Origin of the sequence: Curtobacterium flaccumfaciens UCD-AKU (assembly GCF_000349565.1) — a bacterium.
GTDB classification, from domain to species: domain Bacteria; phylum Actinomycetota; class Actinomycetes; order Actinomycetales; family Microbacteriaceae; genus Curtobacterium; species Curtobacterium poinsettiae.
This window is the reverse complement of sequence record NZ_KB714617.1, coordinates 138,392-159,237: the sequence shown is the minus strand read 5'-3', so window position 1 is coordinate 159,237 and position 20,846 is coordinate 138,392. Positions and strand designations below refer to the sequence as shown.

The 20,846-nt window shown below is 68.7% G+C and carries 21 protein-coding genes; 17 read left to right on the top strand and 4 right to left on the bottom strand.

The window, feature by feature from the left end; all coding sequences use genetic code 11:
- The 6 genes from H489_RS0118985 to H489_RS28195 form a co-directional block, all read left to right on the top strand.
- A partial coding sequence (locus H489_RS0118985) for a toxin glutamine deamidase domain-containing protein (RefSeq protein WP_031259705.1) occupies window positions 1-849 on the top strand: 849 nt, incomplete at its 5' end.
- A gap of 6 nt (window positions 850-855) precedes the next feature.
- Entirely contained in the window at window positions 856-1,137 is a 282-nt protein-coding gene (locus H489_RS38825; protein ID WP_081612280.1) for a YrhB domain-containing protein, read from the top strand.
- 115 nt (window positions 1,138-1,252) lie between these two features.
- The gene (locus H489_RS28210) at window positions 1,253-2,011 is read left to right on the top strand and encodes a PoNe immunity protein domain-containing protein (protein ID WP_081612279.1); all 759 of its coding nucleotides are present in this window, start codon (window positions 1,253-1,255) and stop codon (window positions 2,009-2,011) included.
- Between the two features lie 190 nt (window positions 2,012-2,201).
- The gene (locus H489_RS28205) at window positions 2,202-2,618 is read left to right on the top strand and encodes a hypothetical protein (protein WP_017887114.1); all 417 of its coding nucleotides are present in this window, start codon (window positions 2,202-2,204) and stop codon (window positions 2,616-2,618) included.
- A 3-nt stretch (window positions 2,619-2,621) separates the two neighbouring features.
- The gene (locus H489_RS28200) at window positions 2,622-3,173 is read left to right on the top strand and encodes an RNA 2'-phosphotransferase (protein WP_017887113.1); all 552 of its coding nucleotides are present in this window, start codon (window positions 2,622-2,624) and stop codon (window positions 3,171-3,173) included.
- A 194-nt stretch (window positions 3,174-3,367) separates the two neighbouring features.
- Window positions 3,368-3,934 (top strand): PoNe immunity protein domain-containing protein, encoded by a 567-nt coding sequence (locus tag H489_RS28195; protein ID WP_235045677.1) that lies wholly within the window; start codon window positions 3,368-3,370, stop codon window positions 3,932-3,934.
- Between the two features lie 305 nt (window positions 3,935-4,239).
- On the opposite strand, the gene H489_RS28190 is transcribed toward H489_RS28195, so the two are convergent.
- Together H489_RS28190 and H489_RS28185 are read right to left on the bottom strand one after the other, a co-directional pair.
- Window positions 4,240-5,205 carry a DUF1266 domain-containing protein gene (locus H489_RS28190; protein ID WP_167578304.1) on the bottom strand — a complete coding sequence of 322 codons (966 nt, stop codon included), beginning with the start codon at window positions 5,203-5,205 and terminating at the stop codon, window positions 4,240-4,242.
- 157 nt (window positions 5,206-5,362) lie between these two features.
- Complete coding sequence (locus H489_RS28185; protein ID WP_017887109.1) at window positions 5,363-6,625, bottom strand: DNA recombination protein RmuC; 1,263 nt, start codon at window positions 6,623-6,625, stop codon at window positions 5,363-5,365.
- 190 nt (window positions 6,626-6,815) lie between these two features.
- Here H489_RS28185 and iolC point away from each other — a divergent pair, with 190 nt between their 5' ends.
- From iolC to H489_RS28130, 11 genes are all read left to right on the top strand, one after another.
- Window positions 6,816-7,841 carry a 5-dehydro-2-deoxygluconokinase gene (gene iolC, locus H489_RS28180; protein ID WP_017887108.1) on the top strand — a complete coding sequence of 342 codons (1,026 nt, stop codon included), beginning with the start codon at window positions 6,816-6,818 and terminating at the stop codon, window positions 7,839-7,841.
- Entirely contained in the window at window positions 7,834-8,823 is a 990-nt protein-coding gene (locus tag H489_RS28175) for a class I fructose-bisphosphate aldolase (RefSeq protein ID WP_017887107.1), read from the top strand. The genes iolC and H489_RS28175 overlap by 8 nt, the downstream gene beginning before the upstream one ends.
- Window positions 8,820-10,331: a CoA-acylating methylmalonate-semialdehyde dehydrogenase gene (locus tag H489_RS28170; protein ID WP_017887106.1), complete on the top strand. Its 1,512-nt coding sequence runs from the start codon at window positions 8,820-8,822 to the stop codon at window positions 10,329-10,331. Before H489_RS28175 ends, H489_RS28170 begins: the two co-directional genes overlap by 4 nt.
- Window positions 10,332-10,339: 8 nt before the next feature.
- Entirely contained in the window at window positions 10,340-11,263 is a 924-nt protein-coding gene (iolB, locus tag H489_RS28165; RefSeq protein WP_017887105.1) for a 5-deoxy-glucuronate isomerase, read from the top strand.
- A gap of 35 nt (window positions 11,264-11,298) precedes the next feature.
- Complete coding sequence (gene iolD / locus H489_RS28160) at window positions 11,299-13,188, top strand: 3D-(3,5/4)-trihydroxycyclohexane-1,2-dione acylhydrolase (decyclizing) (protein WP_031259701.1); 1,890 nt, start codon at window positions 11,299-11,301, stop codon at window positions 13,186-13,188.
- A 33-nt stretch (window positions 13,189-13,221) separates the two neighbouring features.
- Window positions 13,222-14,175 carry a sugar phosphate isomerase/epimerase family protein gene (locus H489_RS28155; RefSeq protein WP_017887103.1) on the top strand — a complete coding sequence of 318 codons (954 nt, stop codon included), beginning with the start codon at window positions 13,222-13,224 and terminating at the stop codon, window positions 14,173-14,175.
- Between the two features lie 44 nt (window positions 14,176-14,219).
- Entirely contained in the window at window positions 14,220-15,293 is a 1,074-nt protein-coding gene (locus H489_RS28150; RefSeq protein WP_017887102.1) for a Gfo/Idh/MocA family protein, read from the top strand.
- Window positions 15,294-15,296: 3 nt separating this feature from the next.
- Window positions 15,297-16,166, top strand: coding sequence for a sugar phosphate isomerase/epimerase family protein (locus H489_RS28145; RefSeq protein ID WP_017887101.1), 870 nt, complete (start codon window positions 15,297-15,299; stop codon window positions 16,164-16,166).
- The gene (locus H489_RS28140; RefSeq protein WP_017887100.1) at window positions 16,163-17,275 is read left to right on the top strand and encodes a transaldolase family protein; all 1,113 of its coding nucleotides are present in this window, start codon (window positions 16,163-16,165) and stop codon (window positions 17,273-17,275) included. The genes H489_RS28145 and H489_RS28140 overlap by 4 nt, the downstream gene beginning before the upstream one ends.
- Before the next feature lie 207 nt (window positions 17,276-17,482).
- Window positions 17,483-18,676 carry a Gfo/Idh/MocA family protein gene (locus H489_RS28135; RefSeq protein WP_017887099.1) on the top strand — a complete coding sequence of 398 codons (1,194 nt, stop codon included), beginning with the start codon at window positions 17,483-17,485 and terminating at the stop codon, window positions 18,674-18,676.
- Window positions 18,677-18,737: 61 nt separating this feature from the next.
- Window positions 18,738-19,145: a tautomerase family protein gene (locus H489_RS28130; RefSeq protein ID WP_017887098.1), complete on the top strand. Its 408-nt coding sequence runs from the start codon at window positions 18,738-18,740 to the stop codon at window positions 19,143-19,145.
- A 143-nt stretch (window positions 19,146-19,288) separates the two neighbouring features.
- Here the strand turns inward: H489_RS28130 and H489_RS28125 are convergent, their stop codons facing one another.
- Both H489_RS28125 and H489_RS28120 read right to left on the bottom strand, forming a co-directional pair.
- Window positions 19,289-20,047: a GntR family transcriptional regulator gene (locus tag H489_RS28125; RefSeq protein ID WP_017887097.1), complete on the bottom strand. Its 759-nt coding sequence runs from the start codon at window positions 20,045-20,047 to the stop codon at window positions 19,289-19,291.
- 122 nt (window positions 20,048-20,169) lie between these two features.
- Window positions 20,170-20,835 carry an exonuclease domain-containing protein gene (locus tag H489_RS28120; protein WP_017887096.1) on the bottom strand — a complete coding sequence of 222 codons (666 nt, stop codon included), beginning with the start codon at window positions 20,833-20,835 and terminating at the stop codon, window positions 20,170-20,172.
- Window positions 20,836-20,846: the final 11 nt, after the last annotated feature.

The following is a 20,846-nucleotide window of genomic DNA, read 5'->3' as shown; positions in this document are numbered from 1 at the left end:
GACAAGATCTTCGGGTCCGAGGCGTGGGAGACCATCGTGTCGGTGGCGAAGGTCGTCGTGGCGGTGGGTGGGATCATCGCGATGATCATCCCGGGGCCGTGGACGTTGGTCATCGCGGCGATCGCGCTCGTGGTGTTGGCGGACACGTTGTACAAGATGAGCAAGGGCGAAGCCGACGGGTGGGACCTCGCGTTCGCACTCGTTGATTGCGTGCCGGCCGCTGGTGCCTTGTCGGCAGGAGCCCGCACGGCAAAGTTCACGGGGATGCTGACCGCGGCCGGGGATGTCACGTCCGGCACCAGGGCAGTCCGTTCTCTGAATGCCGGTGTGCCGATGGTCCGCGACCTCGCAACCAGCGTTCCTCGCGGTCTCCGTCGGGCGATTCATGCTGACTCCGCAGACCCGCAAGTTCTCCGCTCAGTCTTCGAGCGGGAGTACGGACCACTGAAGATGGTCAACGCGGAGCGGCTCGCCCGGGGTGTGGACGGGTTCAGCATGAACTGCACGAGGTGTGTCATCGCGACGGAGCATGTGCTCGATGGGAAAGCCGTCTCGGCAATGCCCGTCTTCACGCGAGGCGCGAGCGTCGCCGACGTCGCTGAGCACTTCGGCAAGTCCATCCGAGACTTCCAACCGGTGCGGTCGTACGATTCGATCGTCGCTAGGCTCGAGTCCGCTGGTGAGGGGGCTCGTGGCGTTGTATTCGGGACCAGGGCGGGTACCAATCCAGTCGGCCACGTGTTCAACGTTGTTCACGATCGGAATGGTGTTGTGTTCCTCGACGGACAGTCAGGAACGTTTGCCAAGTTGGAGAACTTCGATCAACTCTTCCTACTCAAGACACGGTGATGGTGCATGCGAACTCTCAAAGATGCTCAGGATGAATTTGCGAAGGAAGTGCGCGCTGACGAAGACCTTATTTGGGATAGGGGATGGATCGAGACCGACGATTGGTGGATCGTTCTTTACAACAGCCGAGAGTATTACGAGACACAAAACCCGTTGTTTAGCCTAGCTGGAAATGGCCCCTTTGTTGTACCAAAAGACGGCAGTGCCTGTTTCACTCTTCAAACAAACACATCGGTTGAATCGCAAATAGAGGAACGGGGCCAGCGGGTCATCAGTCGGTCTCGGTGAAGCCAGTTCCGGCTCGAGCGGATGAGACGCTCGAGCGCGCAGTCATCAAGATCAGTCCGGACGGCTCGTGCCTGCCGCAACTGCTCGATGCGGCGGCACGTCTACGCTAAAAGACATGACTCCACGCGACAGCCGAGTGAGTGCGGCCTACTGGACCGATGCAATAGAAGTCTTGACGCGCGGCGTCGAGGGGTTCCGCCCGTTCAGTCATGTGTTCCGGGCCGACGACGTGCGAGCTGGGATTATTCGAACGACCGCGAACTTCGACAACGCGCTCTTTCTGCTGGGCGCGCGGTACTCGGCGGGCTTTCCGACGTCACTCCTCGCGGATGATCTCGAGTCGGTCGTCACTATCTGGGAGAACTGGAACCGCTACGCTGCCGTGTCCGACGGTGGCTTCCCGCTAGAAGCGCTGACGTTCAACGACAAGCAGCCGTACTACTACGCACTGTGGTTGGCGTCGGTAGCGCGGTGCATCGGCGTCAATTCGGCGTTGACGGATCGGTTGATCGAGATCGTTGCTGCTGCTGGAGGCGCTGACCCAGTGCTCGGGACGCTGTTGGGGGTCGAACCGGTGCGGGACACCGTGTGGCACAAGCGGCCGTTCCAGAACCTCGATACGGCCGCGACCGGGACGCCGGATCGCGCCATTTCTGCGCTGAACAGGTACGTGCAAGCCTGGCAGAAGAACATCTCGTTCATTTGGTGGGCCCCAGCGCTGAAGGCAGTGCAGGGGGATAACTTTGAAACGTACTTCGGGTACTGGGCTTGGGAGGCGGCTGGGCTCGTCGTGGCGCGCGGGCTCGACGACTCCGTGTTGCGGTCGTCGCCGTACTATCCAGTCGACCTCGTCGACGGCCAGCAGGACGGATGAGCCGCCCGGCTGCCCGAACGAGGACCTCTGGGAGGGGCCATGAGTGATTCGAAGGTGTACTGGGCGGCCATCGTGGAACCCGGGGCCGTTCGGTTCTCGCAGAAGTCCGTCTCCTGCAAACAACACCGACCGACTTACCGGCGAACCCTACAACTACGACGACACATTCCGTCTCGCAAGGGGGTGCAGGATGAGAGCTCTTCGTCACCTCACCGTCGACGAACGCCTGGTCGTTATCCGGCTGATCCAGCCAGAGTTCTTCCTCTTCCCGAATCGCTTCCTGCACCTGGTCGCCGCTGATGATCTGCCGGCGGTCGAACCATGGTCGTGGCTTGTTGAGTATGAAGACGATTTGTACTTTTGGGCTGAAATCGTCGCGAAGCAGTATCCGACCCGTTCCCTCGTACCCTTCGCAAAGCACCAGGACACAGACGATGTGTTCTGTTTTGACGGTGGCGACCATTCGGGCGACCCTCCCATGCTGATCATCCATACGTTTGCTTCACCTGGGACGGATGACCGGGGGCAGTGGACGTCCTTCGACGTCTGGTGGGAGGAGATGGAGGAGCATCGAGCAGCGTGGCTCGCGGAGCAGGAAGAGGACTGAGACATGCCTCGTAGGGACACGTCGATCAGCAAGGCGATGTCGCACGCGTTGCGGCACGAACCGGGTGCGTACGGGCTGGAACTCGGCGCTGACGGGAGCGCCCCGCTCGCAGATCTTGCCGACGCTTTGGATCGGTCGGGCATTCAGGCATCGTTGGAAGATCTGCGCCGCGTGGTCGCCGAGTCCGACAAGCAGCGCTTCGTCGTCGAAAGCGACCGGATCCGTGCTCAGTACGGGCACTCGACGGACGAGCGCATCGTGAAGCCGGCGATCGTTCCGCAGCCGGTGCTCTGGCATGCAACTTCCCCCGCTGCGGCTGAGTCGATCCTGCGCGACGGGCTCTTGCCGATGGGGCGCCAGTACGCGCATCTGACGACCGATCGCGAGCTGGCTATGCAGGCTGGGCGGCGCAAGTCCACCGCTCCCGTCCTGTTGCGAATCGATGCAGCTCACGCCCACCTGGAGGGCGTGGAGTTCTCGGAGGGGCACGACCGGGTGACCCTGGCCTTGTTCGTTCCCGCGCAGTACATCTCGGCGGAAACCTCCCGATCCTGATGCCGCTGTTCCGACGGAATGCTGGGCTGCGCCAACGGGCGAGTGAGTTCAACGGTCGCTACTGGCGGAGTGCCATCCAAGTCACCTCAACCAACTGGGAGGGGCGCAGGGCAGCGGTGCACCGAGCAACGGATGCGGAGAAGCGACTGAGGGCGTTGCGCGGCGAATGGCACATGGGCCTCAAGCATCTGGTCGTGCAGTACTCCGCAGGTGTCAGCGTCGATGAGATCGGCGATGTAGCCGAGTCCGTCGCGGCCTCGTACCGTGCTTGGGTCACTTCCGCGCTCTCCCATGCCGGTCCTTCGCCCCGCCTCAGCGACGGGAACGAGTACTACACCAGCATCTTGCAACTTCTCGGGATCACGACGGGCTGTGGTCGGGACGACAGCGCGCGGACGATAGTCGAGTCCGTGATCAGGCAGGGCGCGGATCCGTTGTTCTCGGCTCTTGCTTCTGCACACCGGCTGGCCCTTCCCAGCGGATCCCCTGCGGCTTCGACGCCCAGGGTTGCGCGGCCTCTGCTGGCGGTTCTTCAACGGCCCGAAGAAGCGGACCGCACGATCCAGACCTATCTAACGGACTGGCCAACGCGTATGAAGTCGATGAGCTGGATGGGGTCCCTGGAACGGGTCGAACCCGGTGACTCGTACGGTCAAGGCTTCATCGGGTACTGGGCGATGGAACTGCCTGCGGTGGCCAGTGCCATCGATGCGCACCTCGATGACGTTGTGTCGCCCTTCCTCCCGGCGGATCTCTTGTGAAGTTCGACAGATCTTTGGTCGGGCAGCCCAGGCGAGGCAACGAGACGAACGAGTGTCGACGGGGCAATCGCGTGCACTCCTCCCAGCGAGACTCTCGGTGAAGGCGGTCAACTGGCGGTCGAGCAGCGCCCTGTCGCTGCGAAGGCTCCTGGTCGCTACACGTACGAAGGTGGTTCAAGGTGATCGACGTCGAAGTGCTCCGCAGGCGGATCGCAACGGAGTGGGGCCGCAACGCCGAGGCCGTCCGCGCGCTCCCCGGGTACTCCGACGCATGAGCCGTCGCCCCGAGGGTGATCCTGTCGTGGTCAGGAGACCGACGCGTCGTCCTCGTCCGCCCACAGCGGGTCGCTGACGGTCCGGGGCAGCAGCACCCCCGGCGACGCCGGCCACGGCAGCCGCGTGATCGGCCAGTTCGAGGCGAAGAGCTCACGCCGCCCAGCATCGAACTCCTGCACCGTCTTGAGCTCGTCGTAGACCAGGGCGTACGCGGCCCGCAGGTTGTCGAAGTAGTCGTCCCACGAGTCGAACAGGGTGAAGGCGACATCGGAGACCAGGTCGATCGACGACCAGGCATCGTCCTCGTTCAGGAGCCCGGCGGCGTACGCACCTCTGACGGCGGTGACCGCGTTCTTGACGTCCATCGACCAGAGCAGCTTCGGCGGGCGGTCCGCTCGGCGTTCGAGCAGGCTCGACCCTGCCCACGGGTCGGTGCCGAGCAGTGAGGACAGCCGGGTGAGCCGGGTCTCACCCTCGGCGGATCGGCTCAACGCGAGGAACTGCCACGACACGCTCTTCGGACCGAGCAGGTCGACGGCGAAGGCCTGTGCGTCCCGCCCGCTGGCGATCTTGTAGGTCCCGTCGAGTTCGCGGCGCAGGAACGTCAGCGGGCGCAGGGAGATGGTCACGAAGGGCGACGACGTGGTGTCCTGCAGGTACTCGCCGCCGAGCTCCACCCGCGAACCGTACGGGGCGAGCGACGCCGGCCACCATCCGTCGTGGAAGTCGCCGAACGAGGCGAGGGCCAGCTGCTGCAGTCGGCGGACGGGCAGCTCGCGGGCGCCGGTGCGCTCCCGGTACCGCCGCTGTTCCCGCACCGGCAGCCCGATGTCACGGAGCGAGGTGATGAAGGTCAGCACGAACCACACGACGACGGCGATCAGGAAGCAGCGCCACACCGCCTGGATGCCGTACCCGAAGTGCGCCCGGACGTCGTACGGACCGGCTGTGGCGGCGACGAGGGCGACGAAGAACGCCACGATCGCGATCGACATGGTGATCCACGCTGCGGCGCGGTCCCGTCGTCGCCCGGTCTGCTTCCGCGCCTTGGCGACCATCGCCCGGTGTCGCCAGCGTGGACGGACCGGGAACTCGCGGTCGCCGGGATGGTTCTGCAGTGCTTCCCCATGACGATCGATCGTAGCGAGCGGCTCAGTCCTCGTCGCCGGCGCCGACGAGCTCCGGGGCCGTGAGCAGCCGCGGCTCGTCCTCGATCGGGGACGGGTCCGCGATGACCTTCGACTCGTCGAGCAACGACAGCCGACGAGCGCTCGGCAGCACCTGGCGCTCGAGGGACCCGACGAACCGGTTGTAGTCGACGACGGAGCCCCGGATCGAGCGGCCGAGCTTGTCGACGTGCCCGGCCATCGTGGACAGCCGGCCGTAGAGCTCGCGGGAGACCTTGAAGAGCTCGTGCGCCTCTTGCGAGACGACGTCCTGCTGCCACGAGAACGCCACGGTCTTGAGCACGGACCACAGGGTCACGGGAGAGGCGAGCGCGATGCGCTTGCGGAAGGCGTGGTCGAGCAGGCCGGGGTCGGCGGCGAGGGCGCTCGAGATGAGCGACTCGGACGGGATGAAGGCGACGGTGAGCTCGGGGGAGGCGTCGTAGCCGGTCCAGTACTCCCGTGCGGCAAGGGCGTCGACGTGGGCTCGGAGCGCCTTGACGTGCTGGGCGATGAGCTGGTCGCGTCGGGCTGCCTCGGCACCGGTGGCGGTCGCCGGGATCTCGGCGGCCTGCAGGTAGGCGCTGAACGGCACCTTGGCGTCGACGGCGATGGTCTTGCCGCCGGGCAGGTGCACGACCATGTCCGGCCGGGCGGAGCCGACGGCGGTGGTGACGGAGGACTGCACGTCGAAGTCGACGCGTTCGAGCAGCCCTGCGGCCTCGACCACGTTGCGCAGCTGCGTCTCGCCCCAGACGCCGCGCGTGCTGTTCGACGACAGGGCGCTGGCCAGGGTGTCGGCGGTGGCGCGCAGGCGCTCTTCCGACTCGGCGGCCGACCGGAGCTGCGCCGACAGTGCGCCGTACTGCTCGCTCCGCGACTGCTCGAGCTCGGCGATCTTCGTGCGCATGACGTCGAGCGTCTGCGCCACGGGGCTGAGCGCGGAGAGCACCTTGGACTCGTTCTGGTTCCGTGCCGCGTCGACGCCGTGCATGCGCTGCACCAGGTGCTCGAGCTCGGCGGAGCGCCGTTCGAGCGAGTCGACCTGGCGGCGGTACTGCGTGTCCTGGGCGTCGAGGCGTTCCTCGGCGTCGCGTCGGGCCGCCTCGAGCTGGCCACGGAGCGCCTCGGCCGTCGCACGGGCCGACGCGGCGTCGATGCCCGCGCGCGAGCGGGCGAGCGACCAGGCGACGACCGCACCGACGGCGATGCCGATCACGAGACCGATGACCAGGGCGAGGATCTGCATGTCGCGACCCTGGCAGAACCCACCGACACCGCGCCTCCCGGCACACCGACGCGCCTCGCAGACCCGGCCTGACTGCCGCCACGGGACCAGCGTGGCGGACAGTGGAATCCATGTCATGACATTAGGGCAAACAGGGTGTACAGTCGTGATCGTCCGCCGATGAAGCCGCACGGAAGGTCCACCGCGTCGCATGACGAACCAAGCTCCCCACGCCTACGACGTGATCACGATGGGACGCGTCAGCGTCGACATCTACCCGCAGCAGACCGGCCCGCTCGAGGACGTCTCGACCTTCTCGAAGTCCGTCGGCGGCAGCGCCACGAACGTCGCCATCGCCGCTGCTCGACACGGCGCGGACGCCGCGGTCATCACCCGGACGGGCAACGACCCCTTCGGCCGGTACATCGCCCGCACGTTGCCCGAGTTCGGCGTCGCGAACGCGTTCGTCGAGACGGTGGAGGGGCTGAACACCCCCGTCGCCTTCTGTGAGATCTTCCCGCCGGACGACTTCCCGCTCTACTTCTACCGGGCCCCGAAGGCGCCGGACCTGATGATCACGGCGAAGTCCCTGCCGCTGCACGAGATCGAGCGCGCGAAGATCTTCTGGACCACGGTGACCGGCCTCAGCGAGGAGCCGAGTCGACAGGCGCACCACGTCGCCTACGAAGCCCGGTCCGCCGCGCAGAACAGCACGAAGACCCACACCGTCTTGGACCTGGACTACCGGTCGATGTTCTGGTCGAGCCCCGAGGCCGCGACGCGCGAGGTCGCGATCGCCCTCGAGCACGCCACCGTCGCCGTCGGCAACCGCGAGGAGTGCGAGGTCGCGGTCGGTGAGACCGACCCGGTCCGCGCCGCCGACGCCCTGCTCGACCGCGGTGTCGAGATCGCGATCGTCAAGCAGGGACCGAAGGGCGTGCTCGCGAAGACCCGCGACGAGTTCGTCGAGTTCCGTCCGCACCACATCGACGTCGTGAACGGGCTCGGCTCGGGCGACGGTTTCGGCGGCGCGCTGACCCACGGCCTGCTGCAGGGCTGGAGCCTCGAACGGATCCTGGCGTTCTGCAACGCAGCCGGCGCGATCGTCGCGACGCGGTTCGAGTGCTCGACGGCGATGCCGACGAGCGACGAGATCGAGCAGTTCCTGACCGACAACCCGGCCGAGGGCACGAACCACACGGGTGAGACGCACACCGAGGAGAAGACCCATGCCTGAGCTCAGCCCCGCTGACTTCCAGCGCCTCCGCGACATCCGTGCCGGCCAGCCGGACCTGGTGCGTGCCACGCTCGATGCCCGCCGCAAGCGCTCCCTGCTCGCCGACGACGGCAAGCTCTTCATCGTCGCCGCCGACCACCCCGCCCGCGGTGCGCTGGCGGTGCGCGACGACGAGTCCGCGATGGCGGACCGCTACGACCTGCTCGAGCGGCTCGTCACGGCCCTCGGTCGTCCTGGGGTCGACGGCGTGCTCGGCACCCCCGACATCCTCGAGGACCTCGCACTGCTCGGCGCCCTCGACGGCAAGGTCGTCGTCGGGTCGATGAACCGCGGCGGACTCCGCGGCGCCACGTTCGAGATGGACGACCGGTACACCGCGTACTCGGCGCAGGCCATCAAGGACTCCGGGCTCGACTTCGCCAAGCTCCTGGTGCGCATCGCGCTGGAGGACTCGGGCACCGCGCCGACGCTCGAGGCCACGGCCCGCGCCGTCAGCGAAGCCGCGGCACTCCAGCTGCCGATCATGCTCGAGCCGTTCATGTCCGAGTGGCGGGACGGCCGGGTCGTCAACGACCTGTCGGCCGATGCCGTGATCACCTCGATGGCGATCGCTGCCGGCCTCGGCGAGTCCAGCGCCTACAGCTGGCTCAAGATCCCCGTCGTCGACGACATGGAGCGCGTGATGGCCGCGACGACGCTGCCGACGCTGCTGCTCGGCGGCGACCCGGCTTCGCGCCCGCTGGAGACGTACGCCAAGTGGGCTGACGCCCTGGCCCTGCCCGGCGTCCGTGGCCTGGTCGTCGGACGCACCCTGCTCTACCCCTCGGACGGCGACGTCGCCGCCGCCGTGGACGTGGCCGCCGGTCTCGTCCACAGCCAGGAGGCCCGGGCCGGGTTCTCCACAGATGCCCACGACCCAGCCGCTCGGCTCGCGGGCGCCACCACCATGGACTCGTCCATCTCGGAAGGAACCAACGCATGACGCTCACCGACACGACCACCACCACCGTCGGGCACTGGATCGACGGGGCTCGCGTCCCGTCCTCGTCGGGGCGGACGGCACCGGTGTACGACCCGGCGCTGGGCGTCGCGACCAAGCAGGTCGCGCTGGCCGACGAGTCCGAGATCCAGGCGGCCATCGGCAGCGCCAAGGCGGCGTTCCCCGGCTGGAGCAACCTGTCGCTGGCCAAGCGCCAGGCGATCCTGTTCTCGTTCCGCGAGATCCTGAACCGCGACAAGGCCGAGCTGGCCGAGATCATCACGAGCGAGCACGGCAAGGTCATCGACGACGCCATGGGGGAGATCGCCCGTGGGCAAGAGGTCGTGGAGCTCGCCACCAACATCCCGAGCCTGATGAAGGGCGAGTTCTCCGACCAGGTCTCGACCGGCATCGACGTCTACTCGATCCGCCAGCCGCTCGGCGTCGTGGGCATCATCAGCCCCTTCAACTTCCCCGCGATGGTGCCGCTCTGGTTCCTGCCGATCGCGATCGCCGCTGGCAACACCGTCGTGCTGAAGCCGAGCGAGAAGGACCCGTCGGCCGCCATCTGGCTCGCCGAGAAGTTCAAGGAGGCCGGGCTGCCCGACGGCGTCTTCAACGTGCTCAACGGCGACAAGCTGTCCGTCGACGGTCTGCTCACCAGCGACGACGTCGAGTCGATCTCGTTCGTCGGCTCCACGCCCATCGCGCAGTACGTCTACGAGACCGGCACGAAGCACGGCAAGCGCGTGCAGGCCCTCGGCGGCGCGAAGAACCACATGCTCGTCCTGCCCGACGCCGACCTCGACCTGGTCGCCGACAACGCGATCAACGCGGGCTTCGGTTCGGCCGGTGAACGCTGCATGGCGATCTCGGTCGTCGTCGCCGTCGAGCCGGTGGCCGATGAGCTCATCCAGAAGATCAAGGACCGCGCGGCCACCCTGCGCATCGGCGACGGTCGTCGCGGGTGCGACATGGGGCCGCTCGTCACGAAGCAGCACCGTGACAAGGTCGCCTCGTACATCGAGGTCGCAGAGCAGGACGGTGCGGTGGTTGTGGTGGACGGACGCACCGTCCGACCCGACGGCGACGAGAACGGCTTCTGGCTGGGCCCGACGCTGATCGACCAGGTGCCCACCACCAGCCGCGTCTACACCGAGGAGATCTTCGGTCCGGTGCTGAGCGTCGTGCGCGTCGCCACCTACGAAGAGGGCCTCGAGCTCATCAACTCCGGCGCGTACGGCAACGGCACCGCCATCTTCACGAACGACGGCGGCGCAGCCCGACGGTTCCAGCGCGACGTGCAGGTCGGCATGATCGGCATCAACGTCCCGATCCCGGTGCCCGTCGCCTACTACTCGTTCGGTGGCTGGAAGAACTCGCTGTTCGGTGACCACAAGGCGTACGGGGCCGACGGCGTGAGCTTCTTCACCCGCCAGAAGGCGATCACGAGCCGGTGGCTCGACCCGTCGCACGGCGGCATCAACCTCGGCTTCCCGTCGAACGACTGAGCCGCAGCATGGCGAACGAACAGCACCAGCACGACCAGTGGTTCATCCCGGCCGGCTCCCGGCCCGAAGCGGGCTGGACCGACGTCGTCGACGGACGCATCGAGGGATGGGCGCACACCGGGCTCCGGACCGGCGCGGTGGCCGACGGGGGCGAGCTGCGCCTCCCCGCCGACGCCGTGGAGCGCATCATCGTGCCGCTCGCCGGGTCGTTCCACGTGACCCACTCGGGCGCCGCCGGTGACGGCGAGCAGGACCTGCAGGGGCGGGGGAGCGTCTTCGACGGTCCCAGCGACGTCCTGTACCTGGGCTCCGGTTCCGCGGCCACCATCACCGGCGACGGTCGGTTCGCCGTCGCGGAAGCCCCCACGGACATCGTCAAGCCGACCACGTACGTGGCCCGGCCGGACGTGCCGGTGGAGCTCCGCGGCGCCGGGCAGTCGAGCCGCCAGGTGCACAACTTCGGCACCCCGGCCGCGCTCGACGCCGTCAAGTTCATCGTGTGCGAAGTGATCACGCCGGCCGGCAACTGGTCGTCGTACCCGCCGCACAAGCACGACACGAACGTGCCCGGGTCGGAGTCCAACCTGGAAGAGATCTACTACTACGAGGCAGCGGTGTCCCGCGGGCTCGAGTCGATCACTCCCGAGGCCGCAGACCCGTTCGCCCTGCACCGCACCTACGCCTCGGACGACCGCGCCATCGACGAGTTCCGGCAGGTCCGCACCGGTGACGTCGCTCTGGTGCCCTACGGCTGGCACGGACCCGCGGTCGCCGCTCCCGGCTACGACATGTACTACCTGAACGTGATGGCCGGGCCCGACCCGGAGCGCGTCTGGAACATCACCGACGACCCGGCCCACGGCTGGGTCCGCCGGGCGTGGGAGAGCGAGCAGCTCGACCCGCGCCTGCCCTACCAGAAGGAGGACGCGTGACCACCACCACGCGCCAGGCCGGCGCGACGCGTCGGATGACCGTCGGCCAGGCACTCGTCGAGTTCCTGGCCAACCAGTGGACCGTCGACGGTGACTTCCGTGAACGCACCATCCCGGGGATCTTCGGCATCTTCGGGCACGGCAACGTCGCCGGGGTCGGTCAGGCGATCAAGCAGCTCCACGTCGAGCAGCCCGGGTTGCTGCCGTACCACCAGGCCCGCAACGAGCAGGCGATGGTGCACGAGGCCGTCGGCTTCGCCCGCATGCACCGCCGCCGTGCGACGTTCGCGTCGACCGCGTCTGTGGGCCCGGGTGCCGCCAACATGCTGACCGCCGCAGCACTCGCCACGACGAACCGGTTGCCGGCACTGCTCCTGCCGTCGGACACCTTCGCCACGCGCACCACCGACCCGGTGCTCCAGCAGATCGAGCTGCCGCACGACACGTCGTTGCAGGTCACCGACGCCTTCCGTCCGCTGTCGCGCTACTTCGACCGCGTGGAGCGTCCGGAGCAGCTGTTCTCGATCGCGCTCGCCGCGATGCGGGTCCTGACCGACCCGGCCGAGACCGGTGCGGTGACGATCGCCCTGCCCGAGGACGTCCAGGCCGAGGAGTTCGACGTGCCCGTCGCGTTCCTGCAGCCGCGTGAGTGGCACATCCGCCGTCCGCTGCCCGAGCGTGGCCCGCTCGAGCGTGCCGTGGCCGCGATCCGTGCCGGCCGGCGTCCGGTCATCGTGGCCGGCGGCGGGGTCCTGTACTCCGACGCCGCCGACGAGCTCCGTGCCTTCGTCGAGGCCACGGGGATCCCGGTCGGCACGTCGCAGGCCGGCGGCGGGTCCCTGGTCTGGGACCACCCGCAGTACCTCGGCGGGATCGGCGCGACCGGCACCGCCGCCGCCAACGCGATCGCCGCCCAGGCCGACGTCGTCATCGGGATCGGCACCCGCTACAGCGACTTCACCACGGCGTCGCGCACGGCGTTCCAGAACCCCGACGTCACGTTCGTCAACGTCAACGTGGCCGCGTTCGACGCCTACAAGCACGGATCGCAGCTGCCGCTGATCGCGGACGCCCGGGAGGCCCTGGTCGCCCTGACCGAGTCGCTCACGTCGGACACGGCGTACGTCGTCGAGCCCGGCTACGCCTCCGAGATCGCCTCGCTGAAGGCGGCGTGGGACGCCGCCGTCGACGGCGCGTTCGCGCCGTCCGGCGCGGACCTGCCCGGCCAGCCCGAGATCATCGGCGCCGTGCAGTCGGTCTCCGACCCGCGCGACGTCGTGATCCAGGCGGCGGGCTCGCTGCCCGGCGACCTGCACAAGCTCTGGCGGGTGCGCGACGAGCTCGGGTACCACGTCGAGTACGCGTTCTCGTGCATGGGCTACGAGATCGCCGGCGGCATCGGGGTCCGGCGCGGGGCGCCGGACCGCGACGCGATCGTGATGGTCGGTGACGGCAGCTACCTCATGCTGCACACCGAGCTCGTCACCGCCGTGGCCGAGGGCATCAAGATCATCGTCGTGCTCATCCAGAACCACGGGTACGCGTCGATCGGGCACCTGTCCGAGACCGTCGGCTCCGAGCGCTTCGGCACGAAGTACCGCTACCTCGACGAGACCGAGTCGTTCGAGAACGGCGAGCCCCTGCCCGTCGACCTCGCCGCCAACGCCCGCTCGTACGGCGTCGACGTCATCGAGGTGCAGCCCGGTCCGGACAGCATCGAGGACCTGAAGGCCGCGCTGCGTCAGGCGAAGGCGAACGACCACACCACCCTGGTGCACATCAACTCCGACCCGCTGGTCTACGCCCCCGAGGGCGACGGCTGGTGGGACGTGCCGGTCGCGCAGACCTCCACCCTCCCCAGCACCCAGGCCGCCCGCGCCGAGTACGAGCAGCAGGTCGCCACGCAGCGTCCGCTGCTCGGCTGAACCGTTCACGAGACAGAAAGCGACAGCGACGTCATGACCGACACCGCCACCCCCATCGGCAGCCCCGCCACCGACGCGGCGCCCGCCTCGATCCGCATCGGCACCGCACCTGACTCGTGGGGCGTCTGGTTCCCGGACGACCCGAAGCAGGTGCCGTGGCAGCGCTTCCTCGACGAGGCCTCCGCTGCCGGGTACGAGTGGATCGAGCTCGGCCCGTACGGGTACCTGCCGACCGACCCGTCCCAGCTGTCCGACGAGCTCGAGTCCCGCGGGCTCAAGCTGTCAGCGGGCACGGTCTTCACCGGGTTCCACAAGGGCGAGGACCAGTTCCAGCGTGCGTGGGACCAGGCCGTCGCCGTCGCCGGCCTGGCCGCGAAGCTCGGTGCCGAGCACCTCGTGACGATCCCCGACCTGTGGCGCTCGGACGCCACCGAAGAGGTGCTCGAGGCGCGCACGCTCACCGACGAGCAGTGGGAGCGTCTCGGCAAGGGACACGACCAGCTCGGCAAGGCGCTGCTCGAGGAGTACGGCGTCCACCAGCAGTTCCACACCCACGCGGACAGCCACGTCGGCACCTACAAGGAGACCGTCCGGTTCCTCGAGGTCACGAACCCCGAGTACACGAACCTCTGCCTCGACACCGGCCACTTCGCCTACTACGGCGGCGACAACCTCAAGCTCATCGCCGCCCACCCGGAGCGCATCGGCTACCTGCACCTGAAGCAGGTCGACACCGACCTGCTGTTCGACGTGCTCAAGAACGACGTGCCGTTCGCGACCGCGGTGTCGCAGGGCATCATGACCGAGCCGCCGCACGGCACCCCCGAGCTCGCCCCGATCATCGAGGCCGTCGCCGCGATCAACCCGGACGTCTTCGGCATCGTCGAGCAGGACATGTACGGCTGCTCCGTCGACGCCCCCGGCCCGATCGCCGAACGCACCTTCCAGCACATCTTCGGCTCGACCTCGGCCGCCCGCGCCTCCTGACGCGCCGTCCACGCAGCGTCAACAACCACCAGGAGAACACCACCATGACCACCACGCAGAACCTCCGCGTCGCCGTCGTCGGCGCCGGCATGATGGGCGCCGACCACGTCCGCCGCATCACCGCCAAGATCTCGAACGCCGACGTCGTCGCCGTCGTCGAGCCCGACCAGGCCCGTGCCGCTGCGGCAGCCGCCCTGGCGCCCGGTGCGATCACCGCCGCGTCCTTCGACGAGGCGCTCGAGCAGACCGAGATCGACGCCGTCATCATCGCGACGCCGGGTTTCCTGCACGAGCCGATCCTGGTGACCGCGCTCGAGCGCGGCCTCACCGTCCTGTGCGAGAAGCCGCTGACGACCAGCGCCGAGGACTCGCTGCGCATCGTCGAGCTCGAGCAGCAGCACGCCGCCCGGCCCGTCATCCAGGTCGGCTTCATGCGCCGGTTCGACGCCGGGTACCAGGAGCTCAAGGCCCTGCGCGAGTCGGGGGCGAACGGTGCCCTGCTCGCCCTGCACCACGCGCACCGCAACCCGACGACGCCGCCGAACTTCAGCGAGTCGATGCTCATCCACGACTCGGTGATCCACGAGATCGACATCATCCCGTTCCTGACCGGCGAAGCCATCACGAGCGTCGAGGTGAAGAAGCCGCGCAAGAACTCCCTCGCGCCGGCCGACCTGCCCGAGCCGCAGTTCGTCCTGTTCACCACCGAGTCCGGCACGATGGCGATCGTCGAGATCAACGTCAACGCCCAGTTCGGCTACCAGGTCACCACCGACGCCGTGTTCGAGTCCGGTGTCGCGTACATCGGCCGCGACACGTCGCTCTCGCTCGTCGCAGCCGGAGCGACCTCGCAGGGCGTCACGCCGTCCTTCAAGGAGCGCTTCGGTGCCGCCTACGACGAAGAGGTCCAGCGCTGGGTCGACGCTGCCCGGACCGGTGGCATCGACGGGCCGAGTGCCTGGGACGGCTACACCGCATCCGTCGTCGCCGAGGTCGCGGTCCGGGCCCAGCAGTCCGGCGCGCACGAAGTGGTCGAGTACGCGGTCACCAAGCCGGCGTTCTACGACGAGACGAGCGACGCGACGAGCGACGCGACCGCCGCGCTCGCCGGGGCCTGATCGATGCCGAAGATCGCGCTCGACCCGACCCCGTTCCACCACGACCTGTCGTTGCTCGAGTTCCCGCGGAAGGTCGCGGAGCTCGGCTACGAGTACCTGCAGCTCACCCCGCACAAGGACTTCATCCCCTTCTACCGGCACCCCAAGGCCGACGACGACCTGGTCGACGCGTTCGCCGCGGCCTGCCGCGACGCCGGGGTCCAGGTGGCGAGCGTGCTGCCGGTGCTGCGCTGGTCGGGCCCGGACGAGGACGCCCGACAGGCTGCGGTGCGGAAGTGGAAGCGGGTCATCGAGATCACGAAGCGCCTCGGCGTGGACACCATCAACACGGAGTTCTCCGGCCGCCCCGAGCGCGCCGAGGAGTCCGAGGACCAGTTCTACCGGTCGATGGAGGAACTGCTGCCGATCATCGAGGACGCCGGCATCCGGGTGCTCATCGACCCGCACCCCGACGACTTCGTCGAGGACGGGCTCGAGGCGCTCCGGGTGATCCGCGGCCTGAACTCGAAGCACGTCGGCTTCGTGTACGTCGCCTGCCACACGTTCCACTACGGCGGCAACATGGACGAGATCATCGACGCCGCCGGTGACTCGCTGCAGCTGGTCCACGTCGCCGACGCGTACGACCACCGTCGCTCGCACGGCCTGCGCTACATCACGAACCCGCCCGGCAACCCGGTCCGCGTGCACCAGCACCTGCCGGTCGGCCAGGCGGACGTCGACTTCGACGCTTTCTGGGCGGCACTCGACCGGGTCGGTTTCTCGGCGCGCGCGGACACCGTCGCGGTCTCGAGCGTCTTCGCCGAGGACGAGAACGCCGACGCGGTGTCGCGGTTCCAGCTCGACACGATCACGAAGGGACTCCACCGATGACCACCACCCTCGAGACGCAGGCGTCCACCGACGCCGACTCCCGTCCCGTCACCCTGCAGGCCGCGGAACAGACCCCGACCGCCCTGTGGAACGACTCCGCCGACCCGCGGGAGCTGTCGACCGCCATCCACGAGTACGGTGCCGTCGGGGCGACATGCAACCCGGTGATCGCGTACACCTGCATCCAGCAGGACCCGGAGACCTGGGTCCCCCGCATCCGTGCGATCGCTGCCGAGCACCCGACGGCGGGGGAGTCCTGGATCGGCTGGAAGGCCGTCGAGGAGCTCTCCATCGCCGCCGCGGCGCAGCTGCTGCCCGCGTTCGAGGCGTCCGGCGGCCGCAACGGTCGACTGTCGATGCAGACCGATCCCCGGTTCCACCGCGACCAGGACGCGCTCGTCGAGCAGGCCGTGCGGTTCTCGCAGCTCGCGCCGAACATCATCGTGAAGATCCCCGCCACGAAGGTCGGCATCGCCGCGATCGAGGAAGCCGCCTACCGCGGGGTCTCGATCAACGCCACGGTGTCCTTCACCGTGCCGCAGGTCGTCGCCGTGGGCGAAGCCATCGAGCGTGCCCTCGACCGCCGTGCTGCCGAGGGCAAGCCGGAGCAGGAGTTCGGCCACGTCGTCACTCTGATGGCCGGCCGCTTCGACGACTGGCTGAAGACCGTCGTGAAGCGTGACCACGTGATGGTGGACCCGGGCATCCTCGAGTGGGCCGGTGTCGCGGCGGTGAAGAACGCCTACCGCGTCTTCCAGGAGCGGGGGTTCCGCTCGCGCGTGCTGGTCGCCGCGTTCCGCAACGCGCTGCAGTGGTCCGAGTTCCAGGGCGGTGACCTCGTCGTCTCGCCGCCGTTCCAGTGGACGAAGGACATCAACGACAACGCGTTCCCGTTCCGCCCGCACGCCATCGACGACGAGGTCCCCGTGCACGTCATCGAGGCGCTCCGGGCGGCGACGCCGGAGTTCGCCCGCGGCTACGACGTGGACGGCATGACCATCGACGAGTTCGACCGCTTCGGTGCGACCGTGACGACGCTCCGGCAGTTCCTGGACGCCGACGCGAAGCTCGATGCCCTGGTCCGCGACATCATCGTCCCCGCGAACTGAGACGTGACCAGCTGCGCAGCGCGATCCCCGGTCGGAACCGCGGGGTCGCGCCCCGGGCGCTGCCGTACCAGCCTGGAGGCCCGGTGCCGGTCCCTGAGACCGGCACCGGCCCTCCAGGCGGTTGCGGCATGTGCTGACAAAGTCCGCAGCATCGGCTAGGGTCATTGTCGCGCTCCAACGCGCGTCACCTGAACGAAGGAGTTCTCCATGGACAGCATCGGCGTCGGGCTGATCTCGGTCGGCTGGATGGGGCGGTTGCACTCGCGCGCCTACCGGGCGTTGCCGGACCACTTCCCGGAGCTCGGCGTCCAGCCGCGGCTCGTCGTCGCGGCCGACCCGGTCGAGGCGGCGCGCGACCAGGCGGTGACGCGGCTCGGGTACGAACGTGCCGTCGCCGACTACCAGGAGGTCCTCGCCGACCCGGCCGTCGACGTCGTGTCGATCTGTTCGCCGAACTTCCTGCACCGCGAGATGGCCGTCGCCGCGGCCGAGGCGGGCAAGCCGTTCTGGATCGAGAAGCCGATGGGGCGGTACGCCAGCGACTCCCGCGCCATCCACCAGGCGGTGCAACAGGCGGGCGTCATCACGAGCGTCGGGTTCAACTACCGGCACGCCCCGGCGATCGAGCGTGCCCGTGAACTCGTCCGCAGCGGGCGGCTCGGCCGGATCACGAACGTGCGCGGCTCGTTGCTCGCCGACTACTCGTCCGACCCGGCGGCCCCGCTGACCTGGCGCTTCGAGCGTGAGCGCGCAGGATCGGGCGTGCTCGGCGACCTGCTGTCACACGGGCTCGACCTGGCGCAGTACGTGGTCGGTCGGATCGCTTCGGTCAGTGCGCTCGCGGAGACGTTCATCGAGTCGCGGCCCCGGCCTGCTGCCGGCATCGTCGACCGCAGTGCGGCGGCGACCGGTGAACTGGGCGCCGTCGAGAACGAGGACTACGCCGCGCTGCTGTTCCGGTTCGAGGACGGTGCGGTCGGCACGATGGACTCGAGTCGGGTGATGCGCGGGCCGCACGCCGAGTACACGCTCGAGATCTACGGCACCCGCGGTTCGGTCCGGTGGGACTTCCAGCGCCTCAACGAGCTCGAGGTGTACCTCGACGGACAAGAGGTCGACGGGTACGCCACCCACTACGTCGCCTCGGGTGACGGCGAGTTCGCGCGCTTCCAGCCGGGCGCCGGCACCGCGATGGGCTACGACGACCTGAAGACGATCGAGGCGGCGCAGTTCATCGCGAGTGTCCGGCGCGGGGAGCAGCTGGCGCCGTCGGTCGCGGACGGGCTCGCTGCCGCGTCGATCGTCGAGGCGGCGGAGGCCTCGCTGGTCGACGGTGCGTGGCACGATGTCGCCCTGGTCGACGGGCCGCTGACGTACGGGGCGCCGACACCCAGGATCTAGACACGCGGTGCCGCTCCCTTGTTAGTATGTGAGGACAAAGTCCGAGCAACCAGGAGGCACCATGCCGCTCGTCCGAATCGACCTCACCACCGGCCGCACGCCCGAGGCCGTCCGTGGCATCGCCGACGCCATCCACCAGGCCATCGTCGACGTGTACGGGATCCCGGTGCGAGACCGGTTCCAGGTGATCACCGAGCACCCGGCGCAGCAGATCATCGCCGAGGACGCCGGTCTGGGGTTCGAGCGCACCGAGGGTGTCGTGATGATCCAGGTGTTCACGCAGCGCGGACGGACCGACGAGGCGAAGGCGTCACTGTACCGGGCGATCCACGACGCCCTCGCGGCGATCGGCGTCGCGTCCGAGGACGTCTTCATCGGCTACGTCGAGAACGGGCCGCAGGACTGGTCGTTCGGCTTCGGACGGGCCCAGTACGTGACGGGCGAGCTCGGGGTGCCCGCGCTCGGTTGAGGCCGTGCGGGGGCGGCGCGGTCACGACACCCCGCTCAGTTCCGTCGGGTGGTCACGAAGTGTCGGTTGCCGGGCGTCCGGGCGACAGTTCGTGACCACTCGGCGCACTGCCGACAGCGAGTCGTGACCGCTCGACGAGCGACCTACTTGTCGACGAGCGTGACCTCGAACGAGTACCGGTCGGGGCGGTAGCAGTGCACGCCGTACTCGACCGCCCGGCCCGAGGCGTCGTACGCGGTACGGCTCATCGTGAGCACCGGGTCGCCGTCCTCGATCTCGAGCAGACCGGCCTCTTCGTCGGTGACCGCCCGGGCGCCGATCCGCTGCTTGGCCACCCGCATCGTGACGCCCCGGCCGCGGAGCAGCTGGTACAGCCCGTGCGCCTGCAGGTCATCGTCCGTCAGGTCGAGGAACTCCGGCGGCAGGTAGTTCTCGAGGATCGCCATCGGGACGTCCTCGGCGAACCGCACCCGTCGGATGTGCGCGACGATCGTGCCCGGCTCGACGCTCAGCGCTGCGGCCACGTCGTCGGGAGCGGGGACGTCGTCGCGCTGCAGCAGCTTCGTCGCCGGAGCCTGCGCACCCTGGGCCAGGTCGTCGTACAGGCTGGTCAGCTCGACCTTGCGCGTGACCGGGCCGTGCACGACCTGGGTCCCGATGCCGCGGCGGCGCACCAGCAGACCCTTGTCGACGAGGTCCTGGATCGCACGACGGATCGTCGGCCGCGACAGGCCCAGACGCTCACCGAGGGCGATCTCGTTCTCGAGCCGGGCCCCTGGCGGCATCGCGCCGGAGCGGATCGACTCCTCGATGCGCGAGGCAACCTGGAAGTAGAGGGGCATGGGACCCGACCGGTCCAGGTCCATGAACAGGTCGGACGGCAGCTGGCCTTCGTTGGTCATCGCGGTCCTTCACACGTGCGGAGATGCCGGCGACGGTGCCGACGGCATTGTCGTGACAATACCACTGGGGATGTGGCACCCCGGCCGAGCGCAACGGGCGTTGCGCCAGTCGGCGAACCCCGTCAGTCGGCGAAGACCATCGGTCGGTTCGACAGCCGCGGCTGGTTCGCGGCCTTCGGCTTCTCGGCACGAGCACGGACCGGGGCGATCGTCACCCGGGTGACCGCGCCGAGTGCCTCGACCGTCTCGACACCGTGGTGCCCGGCGGCGTGCACCACGATCGCAGCGCAGGCCTCGGCGTCGGCAGCGGCGTCGTGGTGCTGGAACCCCTCGAACCCGGCGGCCATCGCGGCGACCGGCAGGCGGTAGGAGTCGAGCGTGTAGGTCTTGCGGGCGACCGCCAGGGAGCACAGCGAGTGGTGCTCGGCCAGGTCGATCCCCGTCGCGGAGCACCCACCGGCGATGACGCCCATGTCGAAGCGGGCGTTGTGCGCCACCAGGACGTCGCCCTCGGCGAAGGCCACCAGGTCGGGGTACTGCTGCTCCCACGTCTTGGCGCGCGCGACGTCCTCGGCGACGATGCCGTGGATGCGGGTGTTCCACTCGAGGAACGCGTCGTGCCCGAACGGCGGGCGGATGAACCACGACGCCCGATCGACGACCCGGCCGGCGCGGACCTTCACCAGCCCGACGGAGCAGGCGCTGGCGGGCGAGCTGTTGGCGGTCTCGAAGTCGATCGCGGTGAAGTTCAACGGCACGGTCCCGATCGTCGCACGGGGTTCCGACATCGCCGTCCGTT

Coding starts and splice junctions, on each gene's coding strand:
- H489_RS38825 (WP_081612280.1), top strand. CDS start 856: ATGCGAACTCTCAAAGATGCTCAGGATGAATTTGCGAAGGAAGTGCGC.
- H489_RS28210 (WP_081612279.1), top strand. CDS start 1,253: ATGACTCCACGCGACAGCCGAGTGAGTGCGGCCTACTGGACCGATGCA.
- H489_RS28205 (WP_017887114.1), top strand. CDS start 2,202: ATGAGAGCTCTTCGTCACCTCACCGTCGACGAACGCCTGGTCGTTATC.
- H489_RS28200 (WP_017887113.1), top strand. CDS start 2,622: ATGCCTCGTAGGGACACGTCGATCAGCAAGGCGATGTCGCACGCGTTG.
- H489_RS28190 (WP_167578304.1), bottom strand. CDS start 5,205: ATGTCGATCGCGATCGTGGCGTTCTTCGTCGCCCTCGTCGCCGCCACA.
- H489_RS28185 (WP_017887109.1), bottom strand. CDS start 6,625: ATGCAGATCCTCGCCCTGGTCATCGGTCTCGTGATCGGCATCGCCGTC.
- iolC (WP_017887108.1), top strand. CDS start 6,816: ATGACGAACCAAGCTCCCCACGCCTACGACGTGATCACGATGGGACGC.
- H489_RS28175 (WP_017887107.1), top strand. CDS start 7,834: ATGCCTGAGCTCAGCCCCGCTGACTTCCAGCGCCTCCGCGACATCCGT.
- H489_RS28170 (WP_017887106.1), top strand. CDS start 8,820: ATGACGCTCACCGACACGACCACCACCACCGTCGGGCACTGGATCGAC.
- iolB (WP_017887105.1), top strand. CDS start 10,340: ATGGCGAACGAACAGCACCAGCACGACCAGTGGTTCATCCCGGCCGGC.
- iolD (WP_031259701.1), top strand. CDS start 11,299: ATGACCGTCGGCCAGGCACTCGTCGAGTTCCTGGCCAACCAGTGGACC.
- H489_RS28155 (WP_017887103.1), top strand. CDS start 13,222: ATGACCGACACCGCCACCCCCATCGGCAGCCCCGCCACCGACGCGGCG.
- H489_RS28150 (WP_017887102.1), top strand. CDS start 14,220: ATGACCACCACGCAGAACCTCCGCGTCGCCGTCGTCGGCGCCGGCATG.
- H489_RS28145 (WP_017887101.1), top strand. CDS start 15,297: ATGCCGAAGATCGCGCTCGACCCGACCCCGTTCCACCACGACCTGTCG.
- H489_RS28140 (WP_017887100.1), top strand. CDS start 16,163: ATGACCACCACCCTCGAGACGCAGGCGTCCACCGACGCCGACTCCCGT.
- H489_RS28135 (WP_017887099.1), top strand. CDS start 17,483: ATGGACAGCATCGGCGTCGGGCTGATCTCGGTCGGCTGGATGGGGCGG.
- H489_RS28130 (WP_017887098.1), top strand. CDS start 18,738: ATGCCGCTCGTCCGAATCGACCTCACCACCGGCCGCACGCCCGAGGCC.
- H489_RS28125 (WP_017887097.1), bottom strand. CDS start 20,047: ATGACCAACGAAGGCCAGCTGCCGTCCGACCTGTTCATGGACCTGGAC.
- H489_RS28120 (WP_017887096.1), bottom strand. CDS start 20,835: ATGTCGGAACCCCGTGCGACGATCGGGACCGTGCCGTTGAACTTCACC.